Origin of the sequence: Mesorhizobium sp. B2-4-1 (assembly GCF_006442185.1) — a bacterium.
Taxonomy (GTDB): Bacteria; Pseudomonadota; Alphaproteobacteria; order Rhizobiales; family Rhizobiaceae; genus Mesorhizobium.
Genome location: NZ_VFVN01000016.1, coordinates 31,213 through 47,613 on the forward strand (window position 1 = coordinate 31,213; position 16,401 = coordinate 47,613).

A 16,401-nucleotide genomic window follows, 5' to 3' on the forward strand; every position below is an offset into this window, starting at 1 on the left:
CCGGTCGATCGGGTCGGGAAGCCGGCCGGACCAAGGGCTAACAGCCTTGGATCAGAATGCCGTACGTCGAGTGACGTCCAACTTTTCACTCTCTTCTTTTCCACCTTGGTGGGGGATAAAGGGGGTACCAATTCTTGCTGGTTCAGGACTGACAGAAGCAGGAGATACTATAGGATAAAAGTCGCTGTAGTGATTTCAAAAACGGCCTCGCCGGTGGCCCCCAAACACCCCACATGACGGAGACGTTAAACTGCAGAGTGACAAATGGCCCGTCCCAAAGTACCGCTTTCCGTTCGCGTCAGCCGCCTGTCCCGTCTCGTTGGCGGCCACCTGATCTGGGGCGGCCGTTTCAAAAAGGGGCGACCATATCTTAAGGGTGTCGGCAACCCAGTGCGGGTCGCCCTGAGTCTTGTTGATCATCGCGGCTTCCAGGTCCGGAACAACTGCGGCCTGGAGGCGTGCATCGAGCCGCGCCATTACCGGGTGATCGAGGAGAGTTCGTTTAGGTACCACGACAGACCGAAGTCGTCCTGGTGCGACCCGCGGGTGAGGTCGGACAATTTCAGCGACCGAGAGCTAGAAATGATTGAGCTTGAGGTGCAGAGCTTGATCGACGGCGAGGTAACCGAGGACGACGTGATCGCCGTAACATCCAACGCCGAGATGCTGGACGAAATCCTCCGTCGGGCTCGCGCCGCAGCGTAATCGGGTTCCCCTTCCGCCATCTCCGTGCCCGGGGAGGCGCGGATACATCCGCGCCTGCCCTCGGTGTGGTTACCGTGTCGACGACATGACGGTGACGTAGTTGTACACGAAGTCGACGCCACCGTTCCGCGGCTCCCGAACTACCTCGAACTTGAAGGCCTCCGCCAGCCCCCGCATCGCACTGTGGAATTTGGTCGGCGACACCCTCCTGACGCCACCTGCGATCGCGCAGAAGTTCAAGTATTCGTCATAGAGCGCGTACCCCGACGTACGCGCCTTTGAAGCGTGAACACCCTCGTGCTGCAGCTTCCCGACCCGCAGTCGATGACCCCGGGACAAGAAATAGTGGACGGAGCTGTTTTGGTTCGCCATATCTTCGATCACCATCAGGTGGCTGGCGGGGATCGTGTAATCCTTGTTCTTCTTCAGCCGCGAAAGCCCCTGAAGAGCCCAAGCGACGATCTGCTCGCGCTCGGCGGCCAAGATGATCTGGTCGATGTCGATGACCTTCTTCGCGGCTGGGATCCTGCGCGAGAACTCGATGAACAGCCAGCGACGATTGAAGCCATCCGAGGCGTCCCTGCTCTTGGGCACGTGGTTTGATGCGAACCACTGGGCGGCCTTGGAGTGGAAGTCGAACGGCGCCTGGTTCTTGTGCTGGGCAGTCATCGACTCCCCGCACACGATCTGCTTGAAGGTCTCGCCCGCGATCTCACGCTTCTCGGAGATCTCGCCCGCGAAGTTGACCAGCTTATCGGCCATTTGAGCCGGCAGGAACTTGTCGTCCCATTCGGTTGGCGGGATCGACGAGAAGCTGCCGTGGGGCACAAGACCCTTAAGGATTTCCAGGATGCGCGACTTACCGCTGTGAGCTGCGCCAAAGAGGCAGAATGCACGCTGATAGCTGGGAGCCATGCCCATCAGGGTGACCGCCATGGCCTCTTGGAGTGCCATGGCCTTGTCCTCACGGTCGACGTCTTGCCCCCAGCAATCGTCAAGCATCTGGAGAAACTGCGGGCAGCGGCTGTCTTCCTGGTAACGGTAGGGCAACACGTAGGTGCAACCGTAGTCCGGCGAGTGCTTCTTGAGCTCCAGGTCGGTGGTCAGGAAGCCGTTGGCGAAGTTCACGCCGGGCATGGCGATCGTGTGCAGCGGGCGGGCGAGCAAGTTGCCCATCAACGCGACGATCTGGGTGAGGTCACTATAGCGCCTGCAGGCCGGCAAATGGCGATACTCTTCGGCCAGATGATTGACGAAGATCCTCTTTTCGACGGTTTCCCAAGCCGCGCCCTTCCACTGCCAGAACTGGCCCCTGTGAAACCTGATATCACCGAAGACCTCCAGGTCCTTGATCGCCGCCTTGGCGATCTCGGAGTGGTCGGTGCCCATGATGTCGCCGGCGCGCAGCTTCTGAAGCTCCTTGCGCAGCGTGGTGACCGTCAGGGTGCCCTTGGACTGCGAGACGATGAACTTGAGGATGCGCTCCTCGTCGATGTTGCCCAAGTCGTGGCTGCGGGCGATGCGATCGAGCGAGAACTCAATGGCGCGTGTCCAGCCGGCGGTGTCAGGCGTGACATGCCGCTCGAACTCGCTGACCAGATGGGCAACGATTCGCTCGGCGTCCCACGCCTCGTTCTCGTCGGTGAAGACGAGGCCCAGCTTCTCCTTATCGTCGATCGTGAGCCCGTCGTCCCAGCCTTGGGGGAGGGCCTTCCGCTTGTTGCCAAGCACATCACGCAGCAGGAAGTCGACGACCTTGGTCTGCGCCTTACCGACGTCAACCTCATCACCGGCCACCTTCTCCGTGTAGCTCTCGACCCAGGCCTTCATCTCACCCATGGCCTCGACCAGGGTGCGCTCGCCACGGGTCACGGCGCGGGCCAGCAGGCCGGCGTTGTAGACTAGCGCGTTGTCGCGCGCGCCGGCCGGAACGAACGACGTGATCTTGGTGTTGCCCGAGGACGAGAGCTCGAAGCCCTCGGCCTTGAGCGCCTCGCGGAGCATGCTTTCGACATTCTTTGGGAGGGCAGGGAGCGACCCCATGATCTCAGGCAGATCGCAGTTCGCGGTATAGGCCTTGCCTGTATCCGGGTGGATCGACGGCGGAAGCACGATCTGAGTGCCTTTCGAGAGGCATTCCAGAAGCATTTGGCCCTTCGAGTCCTTGATACGGAACGTCCGTTCACCCTCGAAGCGGTAGGCCAGGACTGCACCCTTGCGGCCGACGCGGCGCCAGGGAGACTTGGGAAGAAGCTGCTCGACGATGCGCTGAACGCGAGGATCCTCGCTGTCGATGTCGATCGCGACGACGCCGGAGGCGGCTCCCATAGGCAAGCCGATATTGCCATTGGCCTTCTGCCGCAACCAGTCATGCTGCTCGCGCTCGGTCGGCATACGATCTGCGAAAACCTGCCAGGCGTCGATCCACGGGTTCTTGAAGCCGGCCCGGAGAGGAATCGCGGGCTTGCCAAGGGCCCAATATTTCGGCGCTTCGTCGAAGAAAACTGTCACTCGTAACCTCGTTTGAAAATCCTAGGTGGCGCAGAGGCTGATCCTGTTGGTCGTGCTTCTTCTCCGACGGGTTCAGGGCTGGCCTGAGTTAAGAGCCGGACGGAGAATAAGCATCCTGAGCGACAGGAGGCCTCGCTGTGAGGCCACATATCTGGATGCGATCGCTTTGATTTCCAACTGTATTACTATAGGGTAAGACAATATCGCTATTACTATAGGGTAAGTGAGTCTTTACTCTAGAAACGCTTGTGGGGCGGCTCCATCTCACGTCGCGAAGCCGGCGCAATGGCGCATCGGCGCTTGAGATGGAAAGGTCTACCAATTGAAGCTTTTTGAACGCCTAGAGAAGGCAGCTAATGGTCTGGCAGACGCTTGGGATGCAGATCTGCTTTACATTAACGCAGAAATCGACCGGTATGCGCTTGATCGTGTGATCATGGAGACTGAAGTCCGGAAAAATCCGGCGCCACACTTGTTCATTTTCCTCACTACCATGGGAGGGAATGCCGAAATCGCCTACAAAATCATGCGGTATTTGATGGGCAAGTACCGGGATGCGACCGGCATCTTCGCCTTGGGCCCATGCAAGGGTGCTGGAACTCTGATGTGCGCAGGTGCAAGCGAAATCTGGGTCGGGAAGTCGAGTGAGTTCGGCCCTCTAGACCCTGCCTCGACGTTGGTTGCAAATGCTCCATCAGTCCACGTGGCTGAGAGCGCACTCAAGGCATATGCTGAAAGGCTGGACATGTATCTTCCCACTCTCCGGAAGGCGCATGATTTCGACGCCTTGGAGCGGTTGGTTTCCGGCTATCCGACCTCTGACTTCATCATCGACTGCGAAGAGATCTCGACCCTGTTTAGCAGGGTGTACCATGTTGATGTTGAGTACGCGGAAGATAGAGAACACGACCTCCACAAAGTGGTTCAGTTCGTCCAGCATCATACAGCACACCCTAACTCGGCCGCGTTTGGACAGGATGCGGACGTCTTCTACCTGAACGGCGAATACAATTTGGGAAACGAATAAGCGATAGACGGCTCGCGAAGGGGAGAGCTTTTGATAACGCCGTGCCGAGCTCCAAGCTTGGGGAAGGGTCTTCCTGCGGCGCCGGCCCCCTCCCAGTCCGGTCGGTCGGCGGTTGCTGCGATCGGCCTCTGCAGGTTGTTATCGCGGTGCCGTCGAATGGATCAGGCTAGGCTCGTCGGCCGCGTATCAGGCTCGGAAGGGAGAGGAAAAGCTTCGCCACGCGTCGCTGAAGGAGTTCAGCGAGAAACTTAGTTGGCCCGCATTTCCGGAAATCTCCACAGGTGACCAAAATGGTTACAGGGAAGGTGGGGGCGATACAACCGCCCCAGCCCGTCCGTGCCAGCAAGGTAGATAGGGTCTGCGGCGCGTTCTCAGGGGTGAAGAGTAGAACTGGGGAGACTAGTCGAGGGAGGAGGGCGATAGCCGCCCAGCAGCAGCCCGACCATCGCGAGACCATCTCCAAGGTTCTTCTTCGACTCTCGGCCAAGGCACGAGGTCTGCCGAACGTGTGAGCGTGAAACTTTGCGCTGCTCTAGCCTACTTCCAGCCACGGTTCGTGCGATCCTAACCAACCCCAAATCCGGTCCGCTACTTCTACGACTTGGTTCCGCGTCTTTAGGGCGCACTCCCAGACGGTGGCAACACGCCAACCGGCATCAAGCAGTGCCTGTTCGACATGCCTGTCGCGTGCGATATTGGCCGTAAACTTCTGCTCCCAGAATTCTCGCCTGGTCGAGGGCGTTGTGGAGTAGCGGCACCCCTCATGCCGATGCCAAAAGCATCCGTGAACGAACACGGCAGCATGAAACTTCGGAAAGACCAGATCGGGTCGACCAATTAAGTTTTTCGCGTGAAGCCGATATCGGAGGCCTCGTGCGTGAAGGGCCGCTCGAAGCTCCTTCTCCGGTTTGGTGTTGCTTCCCCTGATCCCCGACATCATCCGGGATCTGGTCGCCTTGTCCACTATGTCGGCCACGTGCCACCTGGTTTCGAACTGCACAAGTGATATATGTGCAAATCAATCTGATCGAGAGTCGATTTTGGCGCGTACCTTTGGAATCGTCGACCTGTTCGCTGGCCCTGGCGGCCTTGGAGAAGGCTTTGCATCCTATGAGGAGGCCGGACGCACTCCATTTCACATCGGCATTTCCATAGAGAAGGAAGGTTCGGCCCACCGCACCTTGCGCTTGCGGGCGTTCCTTCGAGAGTTTCGTTCCCAACATGGCCGACTGCCTCGCGAATTCATTGACCTTCATGCCGGCCTATCGAATGAACCCGACTGGGAACAGGTCGATCCTGCCGCGTTCAAGAAGGCGACCGAGGAAGCCCGTCGTCTCGAACTCGGCACTGACCACGCGACCGTTGCGATTGACAAAGCCATTGGCAAGCTGCGTTCGAATTTCGACGACACCATTCTGATCGGTGGACCACCCTGCCAGGCGTACTCTCTTGTCGGCCGCTCTCGATCCAGAGGAAAGGCGAACTATGTCCCTGAAAAGGACGCCCGCCACTACCTGTTTCGAGAATACATTCGAGTTTTAGAACGCCTTCGGCCCGCAGTTTTTATTATGGAAAACGTCAAGGGCATGCTCTCTTCCACGGTGGAAAGCAGGCTGGTATTCGAGATGCTCATTGAGGACCTCTCGTCGCTTGGTGCACATGGGACGGCTCGCTACGAACTCAGGGCAATTCGGGTTGCCGATGGCGTTGCGCGTCTGGAGGAGGCGAGCCGCCCGGCCGACTTCATCGTGAGAGCGGAGGCTTTCGGAGTGCCGCAGAATCGCCACCGTGTAATTATCGTTGGCGTGCGGTCCGACCAGATTTCCGGAACAGTGGGCACCGCCATCGCTCTACCCCGACCACGGACAGTAAGCGATGCAATTGGCAACCTGCCGGCGCTGCGCAGCGGAGTCAGCCGTGAAGACGGTGTTGAGGCTTGGTTATCCACTGTCATAGCCGCTGCGTCGTCCCTCTCGAACGATGTCGGCGGCTCGTCGGATCTGGGTCGATTGCTCGGCGAAGTAGCCGAACGCCTGCCGGGCAGCAAGGCCATTAGTCGCTCGGCAAAGTCATTGCCGGCCGGTTACGGCCAATCGAACGACGAGCTCTCCCGATGGATCGAGCGACCTGAGCTTTTGGCTCTTGCTCAGCATGATACCCGTGGACATATGCGATCCGATTTGGGGCGTTATCTCTTTGCTGCGGCCTATGGCCAGCTGCACGGCAGGAGCCCGAAGGCCGAGGGGTTCCCGATCAGCTTGGTGCCTAACCACAAGAACTGGCACACGGGTGTCTTTTCCGACCGCTTCCGTGTCCAGATCGCCGGCGAACCATCGACCACGGTCACCAGCCACATCTCAAAGGACGGGCATTACTTCATCCACCCGGACCCGCTCCAGTGCCGCAGCCTGACTGTACGGGAAGCTGCTCGCTTGCAGACATTCCCGGACGACTACCTGTTCATGGGCAACAGGACGCAACAGTATGTCCAAGTCGGCAATGCTGTGCCCCCATTTCTAGCCCGACAGATCGCCAAATTGATCCACTCGGCACTCGATAAGAGCGCGTCCAAGAACCAAGATGTCCGTGAGGAGATCCTTGCCGTCTAAACACCAGGCGTCTGGCGCTGACTCAGCTCGGGGATGCCTTTGCCGGGGTCGGCAAACGTCGCCACGCGGATTTGATCCCAAACGGTGGATCGCTTTGCCACTTCTGAGATCTGCTGCCCTGGAGCAACCCTGTCGAATTCCGCATTGATCGTAACGGACCATTCCCAAAGCAGTTCGCGAAAGGGCTTGGATACGTCTTGCTTCAGCCAGATCTGCTCCAGATCTAACCGGTCGCCAAGTCGGTCACCGACGACCGAAAGCACGTAGGTCGCGATGTTGACCCATCCTTGCCGGAAGATCTCCTTGGCTTCCTTTGTTTTGATCATCTGCTCCACCGCCTTGTACAGAATGACCTTGGCGATCAGTCCCTTGTACCAATTGGCGTCAATTGGGTTCGGTACCAACGACGGATTTTCATCCAACGCAGACATGAAGGCAGCGAAATTCTTCTCACCGGCTGCTGCCACCTGCGAGGGTTTGCCTCGCCAAGCCTCATGATACTTGGCGACATCGGTCTTGCTGAGCTTGCGCTTGGGCGCGATGATTTCCTGCAGCTTTTTCCGCTTAGCCGGTGTCGTTCCATCGCGCAGGAGCATGACATTGTACGCGCCTGCAGCCCGTTCATAGAACCAGCGCGTGGAGCCATCCGGGCACCAAGTGTCGTTAGCCAGCTTCTCAAGCTGGACATGGAATGGCCGATTGGCGGACAGGTCCGAGAGCTTGACCGCATTCTGGCTATTGGCGAATTTCGAGACGTTGCTGATTAGCTTCTCACGCGCGTCGTCGTTGCTGCCTTTTAGAATGATGATCTTCGCGGGAATCATAACGTGGCTGAGATCGAGGGTCTTGTCATCACGGGATGCGAAATAGATCGAAGAGGTGGTCTGACCGCCGTTGACGATCTGCAAGCCCTTCAGGAATGATAGCCCACGACCTCCATCCGCCGTCTTTTCGAAATCCGCCTCATCGCAGACAAGCACGAGACCATTGTTGAACGCCAAGAAGTGCTCTGGCTCCCTTCGCAAGGTCTCTATGATTCCCTTGTTCACGGTCTTCTTCGCCCCAAGGAACGTCCGCACATTTGCTTCTAGCAACTGCGACCCAAACTTGAGGTAGAGGTCGCGGATGACAACACCGGGGATCGCCGTCAGCACGTACTCATAGTCGGCGTCGGGGTCAGGTACGTGGACGCACGGCAGCGCATGACCAATCGATTGGACAAGGCTCAGGGCTAGCTCATCACGCGGCTTTCCATCGGTGTGCCTGAACAGGCGTTCGATATCCATCGCCTCGATGGACACCATCTTGCCTTGCACTTCCTTGCTCGCAAACCGTTTGCTCTTGGTGAGACCATCCGTCATCACGAAAACCCGGAGGCGGTCAAGACCATGCCAGCGGCTGCTGATGGTACTCACCAAGTTCCTGACGGGATGCGTCGGGTCGATTTTGGCTTCAAGGTTACCGCTCGCCGCCTTGAGCAGAAACTTCACGCCCTCGCCGGCAGTGGCTGCGGCCTCAGCATCCTTCAACTCGTTCAGAATATCGGTGCCGAAGTAGTGGGTAACGAAAAGATCCAAGGCTGTCTCGTCCGAGGAGAGAGCGTAACCCGTGATTCTGAGCTTGGCGTTCCCGATTGTCCCGTTCCAGTGACAGATCGTCGGGCTTTCGCTAATGCCAACCTGTGAGATGTGTTCCATCACCATCTCCGCGAAGATAAGTTCTTCGGATGGAAACGGCCCCTCATCGGAGGCCACTCGCTCTGCGACCGTCGCAAGTATGTCGGATCGGTAGTCTCGATGAAAATTGTCTAAGCTCAATGTCAGCTCAATTCAAAAGCGTTGAGAACGTCAGAAAACGCCAGCGCGGGCACGTTCAATGCGTCGAGGTCGAGCACATAGGCTGCGGACCTGATTGCAGCGGGAAGATTGGCTCTCCGCAGTCTGGGCATGTCATCGGTCGCCAGGAAAGCGCCGACTTCCTTTAGGGCCAACACTCGCCCGTAGTGCTGCGCATGCTCGTCGAGATAGCCAAGGATCAAGAGAAGAGCATCAAAGGTACGGCGATGACCGGTTTCTATCAAGCGGTCCCTGAGCCGTTTAACCACGTCCACGAGCGACTGACCATCGTCGCGTTCCTCGAACCGCAGAGCACCCAGAATGAGCGGTGTCCTGTCAGTATCTAGCTGCTCGATGCTGTTGATGCGAGCCAGAAAGCCACCACCACCCGCAGTGCTCTTCACCTCGAGCGCACCACCACGGATATGGAAGTCCTGTGCCGCACGCATCGGACCCAGCCAACAGTGCAAGGCGTCTTGTCCCAAGGAGGAATCCAACAGCCTGTTCAGCATCCAGAGCTCGCCCATCAAGCCGACCTGAGCCTCAGGGGATAGGGGACGGTGACGGCGCGCCATGAACGCCTGCCACTCGGTCACTCTGTCGATGAAGGCGTCCACCACGGTCTCGGCGTTGCCGCCAGCAGTCCTCTCAAGAGCGCGCAAAACATTGACGGCCATTGCCGCAAATATGTCAGGTGCGCCTTCCGCACGACGAACGAGGGCAATTGCAGTGCGGCCAGAGAAAGCGGCCCTGTCTGTGACAAGCACCACGTCGAAACCGGCGCCTTCAGGGAGGCGTGCCGAGTCGATCGGCCAAGACCTTGGGAATGCCACGATCAGTGCTTCGCGGCCCGCAGGAAAATAGCAGCCCGCTTCAATCGACACCTCTCCAAGCGATGTCATGTGGACAAAGCGCCAGTCCTCGTTCGACTCCTGTTTCGCCAACGCACGCCACGATTTGGCGAGTCCCTCCTCAGTCCACCCAAGCATTCACTTCCCCCCAAAGAACGCTGTTTCCGACGTATCTAGAGTTCGATACTCGCCGTTCGGATACACTGGAGGGGAAGCTTATTGCCCAACCGACCACTGGAGCGGCACCCTTGAGAGCATCGACCCCTGATTCTTCTGGATCGAGCAGGTACAGCATCAATAGACCGCGGTCTCTCCGCGGCGGCACGCCCATCTCCGGATATCCGTCGCCCAACACGCGGCGAATCTCAGGGCCTCTTGGCTCCTTGGGCGGTTCCTTTCCCTCGTTCCGTTCGGCGTCTCCCTTGCGCCAAGTCTCCTGACTTCGCGCCAAGGCTCCCTTCCATTGCGCCTCGGAGAGGTCGATAGCTTGGTCACGCGGTGAGATCAACACCTTGATGGAGTACCTATCCTGATGATCGACCGTTCTTTTGCGATCCAGCATGGTAATGGGGTGCCCGGCGATTGTTTTGATCGCGTCACCCTCCTTGCCGATCAAGGCAACGGTCCATCTGATTAACTCGCCGTCCTTGTTCATTTCTTCGATAAAGTCGGCGATGAGAGGGCTCATGATACGAAAGCTGGCACTATGCGTCTGGTACTGCCGGAGGAAGGTGATCACCTCCAGCGACGCGGCAGCTCGCCAAAGGTGACCGTTCCATCGTTGGCCTTCAGGCTTGTAGGCCTGCTGGTCCAAGTCGATAGGTGCGCCAAGCCTAGATAAGAACCGTTCGGTTGCATCGAAATTCGCTTGGACCTCGGGCTTGGTATTCGGGAAGACGATCGTCTGGAGAAGATCACCTGCATAAGTGAGCTGCATCGCCTTCGCGTTTCGCATCTTGGCGCGCGAAGTGATGGTGAGGACCGAATGCGACCGGACTCGTAAGCCGAACTGTTTCGGCGTCGAACCGGCCGCGACCATGTTGTCGAACTCCTGACGCAGTTCCTCCGCCGCGTCTGCAATATGTCCGAACCACTCGATCATCTCGTGGGAAGTGTACAGTCGGCAGATGTCCAGATATCCGTCGCGATAACCAAACCAGCGACCCATCTGCATCAAGGTATCGTACATCCTTGCAGTTCGCAGGAAATAGCTAGTACAAAGACCTTCGAGGGTTAGGCCGCGAGCCAGCTTGTCGCCGCCGACCGCGATTACCTTGAGACCGGTGGCCTCGTTGTCTACATAGTCGAGCGCGTCCTTGGCTGTTCCGTTGATCTCCCGAACACGTATGTCGGAGATGACATCCGGTAGGATCGACCGAACCTCATCCCAGCTGAAGTCCTTCAGTACCTCGCCTTCCACAAGAGCGGTTCGGATGGCGATCATCCCCGGCAGGAATACTTCCGTGTACTCACGACGCATCAGCTCCTCAACCGACGCTAGATCGATGGACCGAGAGTAGCGTCCCTTGAGATCCTGAACGTACGAGGCGACCTGGCTCACGACCGTTGCCTGAATAGCGGTGAATCGGCTGACATGGATCAGCATGGAGGAATGCTTTTTCCCCTGACCTCTCAACTTTCGGACCGCGCAAGCGTAGACAAATGAGCGGACTGCTTCCGCCAATGAATCGGGTATCCGGTCCTCACCGTTCCATCTGGGGCGCCAATGGCTTTTGTGCCTTTGTGGCATCCATGGAAGGTATTCGTCGGCTTTGAGGGGACGGATCAGAGGCAGATTCTCCGGCGTGCTGGACGCGGAGCCGAAGACGCGCCCAGGGCCGACATAGTTCGATGGGGCAGCCAGATTGGTGATGAAGGCAGCTGGAAAAAGGTCCGGCCCATGCTCGTCCGTTTCGCCCCGGTCATGAATGAAGATATTAGCGAACGGAGTGGCGGTGTACCCCACGTAAGCCTTGCGCGAGAAGTGATGCAGAACAGACCGTATCAGTCGATTTATCGTCGTCGGCTGATGTTCGACATCGGGGTTCCCGAACTCGTCGACCACGTCCTCACCCGTGTCAACGGATCCATGGTCGGATTCATCGTCGATCACCAACAGCGGCAGGTTCGTAACCAGTTTGCGGCCGGTCACAGGATCGGTGTGGTTGGCGACACGGTTCCTGATCCAGTGCAGTAGTCGTTCGAGGACGGTCTTGTTCTTCTTGATCACGAAAAGCCACGGGCGCTGCTCCGGGCTAACATTCATCCGAGCCGCCAGCTGCGTATTGAAGTCGCCGCTATCGCTTCGGTTGGTGGCAGCATTGGGACGAATCGAGCTGTCGGCATCGATCAAACCAACGCCTACGGCTGGTAGCTCGTCGCCATCAGAGATCGTTGCGAACCCGAGGAAACCCTCGTCAAGCCGGATCTGAGTCTGCGACCGCAGGTTATTGTGCAGGCCGGCAAGCACGATGATAATCTTGTAACCAGCATCGGCCGCCTTGCAGATCAGCCCCGTGTAGTTCCCGGTCTTCCCGGATTGCACATGCCCGACCACGAGACCACGACGATCCCAAGCCCCCTCGCGTCGAGGGTCCTCGAGCTGGCTGAGTACTTCATCGGTCGCCACATCTAGGGCGTCGAGCGCCGTCCATGGTAGCCGGCTCTCCATGTACTCCGAATAGCGCCGCCAATACGACCAGCCCTTCTTACGGTCGGATGTCAGCCAAGGCATATGATCCTCGCCGCTCGACAGCGTGGCATTTTCACCGACCGTTCGGCTGGATCGACGGATCAGCTCGTCCACCAGGGCGTCGCGATCGATCTCCTCAAAGTCCTCGCCGGCCACGAGTTCCAGTTTCTTCAACTCCCGCTCGATCATCTCCGGGGTTATGGCTGATTGCTCTCGCTCGGAAGCTCGGCGCAACATGTTCTGAGCCATCGAAAGGATGGAATCGAATGCCTTCTGGTTCATGCAATATCCATAAGAGTGAGTGATGAAATGAGTTCAGGGAAGCGCTCGAAGCCGGTGCTTCGACGAAGGCGTTGCCGTGCTTCCTCCTCGCTTAATCCGCTGTAGCGGACCAAGGCATCGAACATGGAGCCAAGGGTTTCTCTGACCTCTTCCGTCGGAGCCTCGGCGAAGCCTGTCCGCGGCGTCTCCTTGTCCTCAGCGGTATCCAGCCAAATGCGCTGGACCGGAACTGTTTCCTCGATCAGGCGGAGCATCGCCACGATGTCAGGCCTGAGCGGACCGGCGCGATCAAGGATCGAGGCGATCAGATCGTTATCCCGAGCAATGCGATACGATGTGCCGTTCGCGGAACGTCTGACTTGCCATGCGTCCTTTACGCCGTCCGAGCGGCCGCCAGAGGCCGATGAAACATGTCCACGGTGGGCAAACACCGTTCGGGCACTCTCCCTCGTCTCTGTAGCCAGTCGGCGAAGCTGATCGCGCAGGCGAACGGGTGGATTCGCTGCGGACTTCAGGACGTTGATCTTCCAATCGCTGTCGACGCTGTTGGGGATATCGAGTCGAATGCGGGCAAGCCGATGAGGTTCATCTCGAACCCATGGACGGCCATTGTCACCAAGTCCGAGCCAGCCTCCAGCCATCAGCAGGCGCTTGTTGCGATAGACATAGAAGCCTTGCTGCAGCGTCCACCCACTGGGACCTGCGGCCTTCTCCTGCTCCGCAGGCCTGAGCATGTCCCTGTGCGGAAGGACATGGCACTGCACGAAGGTCCCCGGTGAATGCAGGATTCGAAATTCAACGCTTTCCCAAGCCTTGGCTGGGTGTCCGGTCAGGAATGGGTCCCACGGCTGGACTGCCTTGGCGTTCAGCGTCAGCCGCATGGGCGCCCCCGGCCCTTCCAAGAGCCGGTGAAACGTCATGGCAATATGGACCTCGACAAGATCGATCAGTTCGATCATGTCAGCCGCCGCGAAGCCGTCAGTGACGACACGATCGAGATCTTCCCAGAGAACGATCGTCCCCTGCTCCATATCGTCGAGCGGCTTTAGCAATGCTTCCGACCCGGGCGCCGGCCCTTCGAATAGCGGCCAAGGTAGTTGTTCCTGGTCGAGCAGGTTCAAATCCCACCGCAGACAGACTATCCGACCGTTCCTGCGACGACTGGCGACCGTGAGCCGGCGAGCCTGCGAAAAGCTTGCAGTCTTAAGCCCAAGTCCGAACCGCCCAAGGTCGGATTTGGCTCGTTCAGCACGTGGATCTTTAGCACCTAGACGCATACCGGCTTCGAGAGCCTCATCATCCATACCTAAGCCGTTGTCGGTGATACGTATCCAGCTTTGCGGGCCCTGCCACTCAAATTGAATGTCCACTTTGCTGGCTGACGCCGCGATAGAGTTGTCGATCAGATCAGCAAGCGCCGTTGATGGCGTGTATCCCAAGCCGCGGAGCGACTCGAACATCGCGCCAGCGTGCGGCGGAATGTTGCGAACACCCACCGTCATGCTCCCACGAGCGAGCGGAGGCGCCTTACGCGCGCGGAATTGGACAGCTTGCGCAAGGCTTTTGCCTCGATCTGCCGAATGCGTTCTCTCGTGACGCCATAGATCTGCCCGACCTCCTCAAGCGTCATTTCCCCTGCCTCATCAAAACCGAATCGCTTTCGAATGATGTCCGCCTCTCTGTCATGCAGTTCGCCTAGCGCTTCGCTCACGACGGTCGCTGTGTCCAGTTCTTCCACCCGAGCCTCTTGGTCCGCAGGGACAGAGAGCCACTCAAGCCCGAGTTCGTCCCAGTCGACTTGCACTCGAGGCGTTTCCAAAAGTTTCTCAACGTGCTGGCGCCTCCACTCACGATCAAAGGCAATTTCTTCGCTTGTTGGAGTTCGTCCAAGAACCAGCTCAAGCCGATCGTGAGTCTCATCCAATGCGGCAAGATCGGAATGCCGGTGGACTGGGATGGGTATCATCGCCCGTTCGTCGGCCCTCCAGCGAGTCACCGTCTGCCGCATCCAGTTGCTGGCGTACAAGGAGAAAGGTGTGCCCCTATCGGGATCAAAGCGGCGAGTGGCTTTCTGCAAGCCGGTGAAGGCCACTTGGAAAACGTCCTCCAGATCCTCGCCGTCTTCGGCATGTCTTGAAGCAAAGCGCCGCGCGTAAGGAAGATGCGCCATGAGCAAGCGCGCCGTCTTGCTATCCATCTCGGCAATGAGTTCGTTCATAGCGCTCGCTGCGTCATGCTGCCCTGGCTGTTCTGACAGGTATTTGCCGATCGCCTTGAAGAATATCGCACTCAGATCGAGGCGTTCGAGTCCCTGAATGGCGACGCGTCTTCGTTTGCCTTCGATAGCCGAGCTTCCGCTGGCGACAACACGGAGGGTGTCGGCAACTTCACGGAGTACCATGCTACCGGGGTCGTTTTCGCGCTCGGGAAACACGGCCAGCAACGTAAGGTATTCGGGCCGCTGCTGCCCGGCCAAGACCATCTCAACGAACCGCAGGATTGCGCCGACGGCTTCCTCATTGGAGACCAGCGCTAGATGCAAGCTTCCCTTCGTTTGGAGCATGGGAGCTATCAGTGCTGCTTGATCAGCGCGATCCATGTGGAAACGACCACTTCCTGGCAGCCGTGTGTGGCGGGTAAGGGTGACCTCCAATGCTTCCGCCAAATCGTCCCCATCGACCGCAACCGGCGCATTCCAAAGGCCTAGATCGTCATCGTCGACCTGCTGAAGGCCGGCAAAATCCAGTATGCCTGCTATGTTTCTCCATAAATCGCCTCTGTCCGCATTACCACGGCATGCCGAGATCAAAGCCTCGAGGTCCGACTGAGGTATGCGGCGATATTCAATCGCCTCTGACGCCCATGCCTCGACATAGGCAGAGTCGACGGACATCCTTGTCCCGACAGAGAGGGTCGCTGTCTTGTTCGACTTACGACCGCGACTCTTGGTAACCAAGAACTCGTCGTCGGCAGCAACGTTTGGCAGCGCAACAACAGTTGAACCTATTCCCTCTCCTGTGACGGGGGTCGCGGAGAGATCGAGATGCCAGTCAGGGGCTCCATTGACCGGTTCAGGCTTAAACGGACTGAAAGCCGCCTGCTTGTTGTCGGAAAAGCCGGGGGGGTCCGGCGTCCGATATGCTTCCGGGTCTGCTTCCGCTTCAAATGACAGATCGTATCCCATATAGTCGGCAACTGCGGTCGCGGATGGCGATGATACGACCGTCGCGGGCGTCTCATGGATCGTATTGCCGGTGTCGATTTCTAGGGCACGCAGAAGCTGCGACAGCCCGATATGACCTTCGACCGCAGCAACTTCTGCAGCAGTTTCGCCGAAAACGTTTCTCAGGTTTGGATCAGCGCCGTGTCGGATGAGCAGGTCGCAAAGAGCGAGTTTGCCGCAGCGAGCAGCAATATGGAGTGGTGTTTCGCTTTTACCATCCAGGGCGTGGAGTCTGGCAGAGCAAGCAAATTCTCGAATCTCCGACACTTGGGCGTCCGTGAGTAAACGGACCTCCGCAGCGTCGAGCGGCCGAAGCATTGCCAGGGTATCACCTCCCCTAGGAGATACCTCTCTGTTCATCAGTCCATACCCTGCAGGCAGGCCGTTGCGGTTCCAATGTTGGAAAGCTTCGACGTACCCCCCAAGAAAGCGTTGCAGTCAAAAACATATAATATTTGCGCCTCAGCGCCGGCATAGTGCTGCACGGCCACAGTGAGGACACGAATACGAGTTCCACGCAATATACGAAGTGCAATGGCATAGGGGAAACGTTGCCATTGTCAATTGATTGGGCCACCTTCCACGCGCATCGACTCAAAGCTGGTGACCCGGTTTTCGGCCCGAGGGGAGCCGTCCGAAGAGCGCCTCATGCCAGCCGTTCAGCGG

General features: G+C 58.3%; 10 protein-coding genes. 3 read left to right on the forward strand and 7 right to left on the reverse strand.

Annotated features, from left to right (window positions below):
• The first annotated feature begins 264 nt into the window (after positions 1–264).
• Complete coding sequence (locus FJ949_RS27935) at positions 265–705, forward strand: hypothetical protein (protein WP_140500886.1); 441 nt, start codon at positions 265–267, stop codon at positions 703–705.
• A gap of 69 nt (positions 706–774) precedes the next feature.
• On the opposite strand, the gene FJ949_RS27940 is transcribed toward FJ949_RS27935, so the two are convergent.
• Positions 775–3,216 carry a phage/plasmid primase, P4 family gene (locus FJ949_RS27940; RefSeq protein ID WP_140500887.1) on the reverse strand — a complete coding sequence of 814 codons (2,442 nt, stop codon included), beginning with the start codon at positions 3,214–3,216 and terminating at the stop codon, positions 775–777.
• A gap of 322 nt (positions 3,217–3,538) precedes the next feature.
• Between FJ949_RS27940 and FJ949_RS27945 the strand changes: the two genes are divergently transcribed.
• The gene (locus FJ949_RS27945; protein ID WP_140500888.1) at positions 3,539–4,243 is read left to right on the forward strand and encodes a hypothetical protein; all 705 of its coding nucleotides are present in this window, start codon (positions 3,539–3,541) and stop codon (positions 4,241–4,243) included.
• 532 nt (positions 4,244–4,775) lie between these two features.
• Here the strand turns inward: FJ949_RS27945 and FJ949_RS27950 are convergent.
• The gene (locus FJ949_RS27950) at positions 4,776–5,219 is read right to left on the reverse strand and encodes a very short patch repair endonuclease (protein WP_140500889.1); all 444 of its coding nucleotides are present in this window, start codon (positions 5,217–5,219) and stop codon (positions 4,776–4,778) included.
• Between the two features lie 64 nt (positions 5,220–5,283).
• On the opposite strand from FJ949_RS27950, the gene FJ949_RS27955 reads away from it, so the two are divergent.
• Complete coding sequence (locus FJ949_RS27955) at positions 5,284–6,852, forward strand: DNA cytosine methyltransferase (RefSeq protein WP_140500890.1); 1,569 nt, start codon at positions 5,284–5,286, stop codon at positions 6,850–6,852.
• Here the strand turns inward: FJ949_RS27955 and FJ949_RS27960 are convergent.
• The 5 genes from FJ949_RS27960 to FJ949_RS27980 all read right to left on the reverse strand — a co-directional run bounded on the left by FJ949_RS27960 (position 6,849) and on the right by FJ949_RS27980 (position 16,053).
• Positions 6,849–8,549, reverse strand: coding sequence for an AIPR family protein (locus tag FJ949_RS27960; RefSeq protein WP_224647066.1), 1,701 nt, complete (start codon positions 8,547–8,549; stop codon positions 6,849–6,851). The genes FJ949_RS27955 and FJ949_RS27960 overlap by 4 nt on opposite strands.
• A 122-nt stretch (positions 8,550–8,671) precedes the next feature.
• Entirely contained in the window at positions 8,672–9,676 is a 1,005-nt protein-coding gene (locus FJ949_RS27965; RefSeq protein WP_140500892.1) for a PD-(D/E)XK motif protein, read from the reverse strand.
• The gene (locus FJ949_RS27970; protein WP_140500893.1) at positions 9,660–12,512 is read right to left on the reverse strand and encodes a Z1 domain-containing protein; all 2,853 of its coding nucleotides are present in this window, start codon (positions 12,510–12,512) and stop codon (positions 9,660–9,662) included. The genes FJ949_RS27965 and FJ949_RS27970 overlap by 17 nt, the downstream gene beginning before the upstream one ends.
• Positions 12,509–14,008, reverse strand: a complete 1,500-nt coding sequence (locus FJ949_RS27975; RefSeq protein ID WP_140500894.1) for an ATP-binding protein — start codon at positions 14,006–14,008, stop codon at positions 12,509–12,511. Before FJ949_RS27975 ends, FJ949_RS27970 begins: the two co-directional genes overlap by 4 nt.
• Positions 14,009–14,010: 2 nt before the next feature.
• Positions 14,011–16,053: a sigma-70 family RNA polymerase sigma factor gene (locus tag FJ949_RS27980; RefSeq protein ID WP_181173166.1), complete on the reverse strand. Its 2,043-nt coding sequence runs from the start codon at positions 16,051–16,053 to the stop codon at positions 14,011–14,013.
• Positions 16,054–16,401 lie beyond the last annotated feature (348 nt).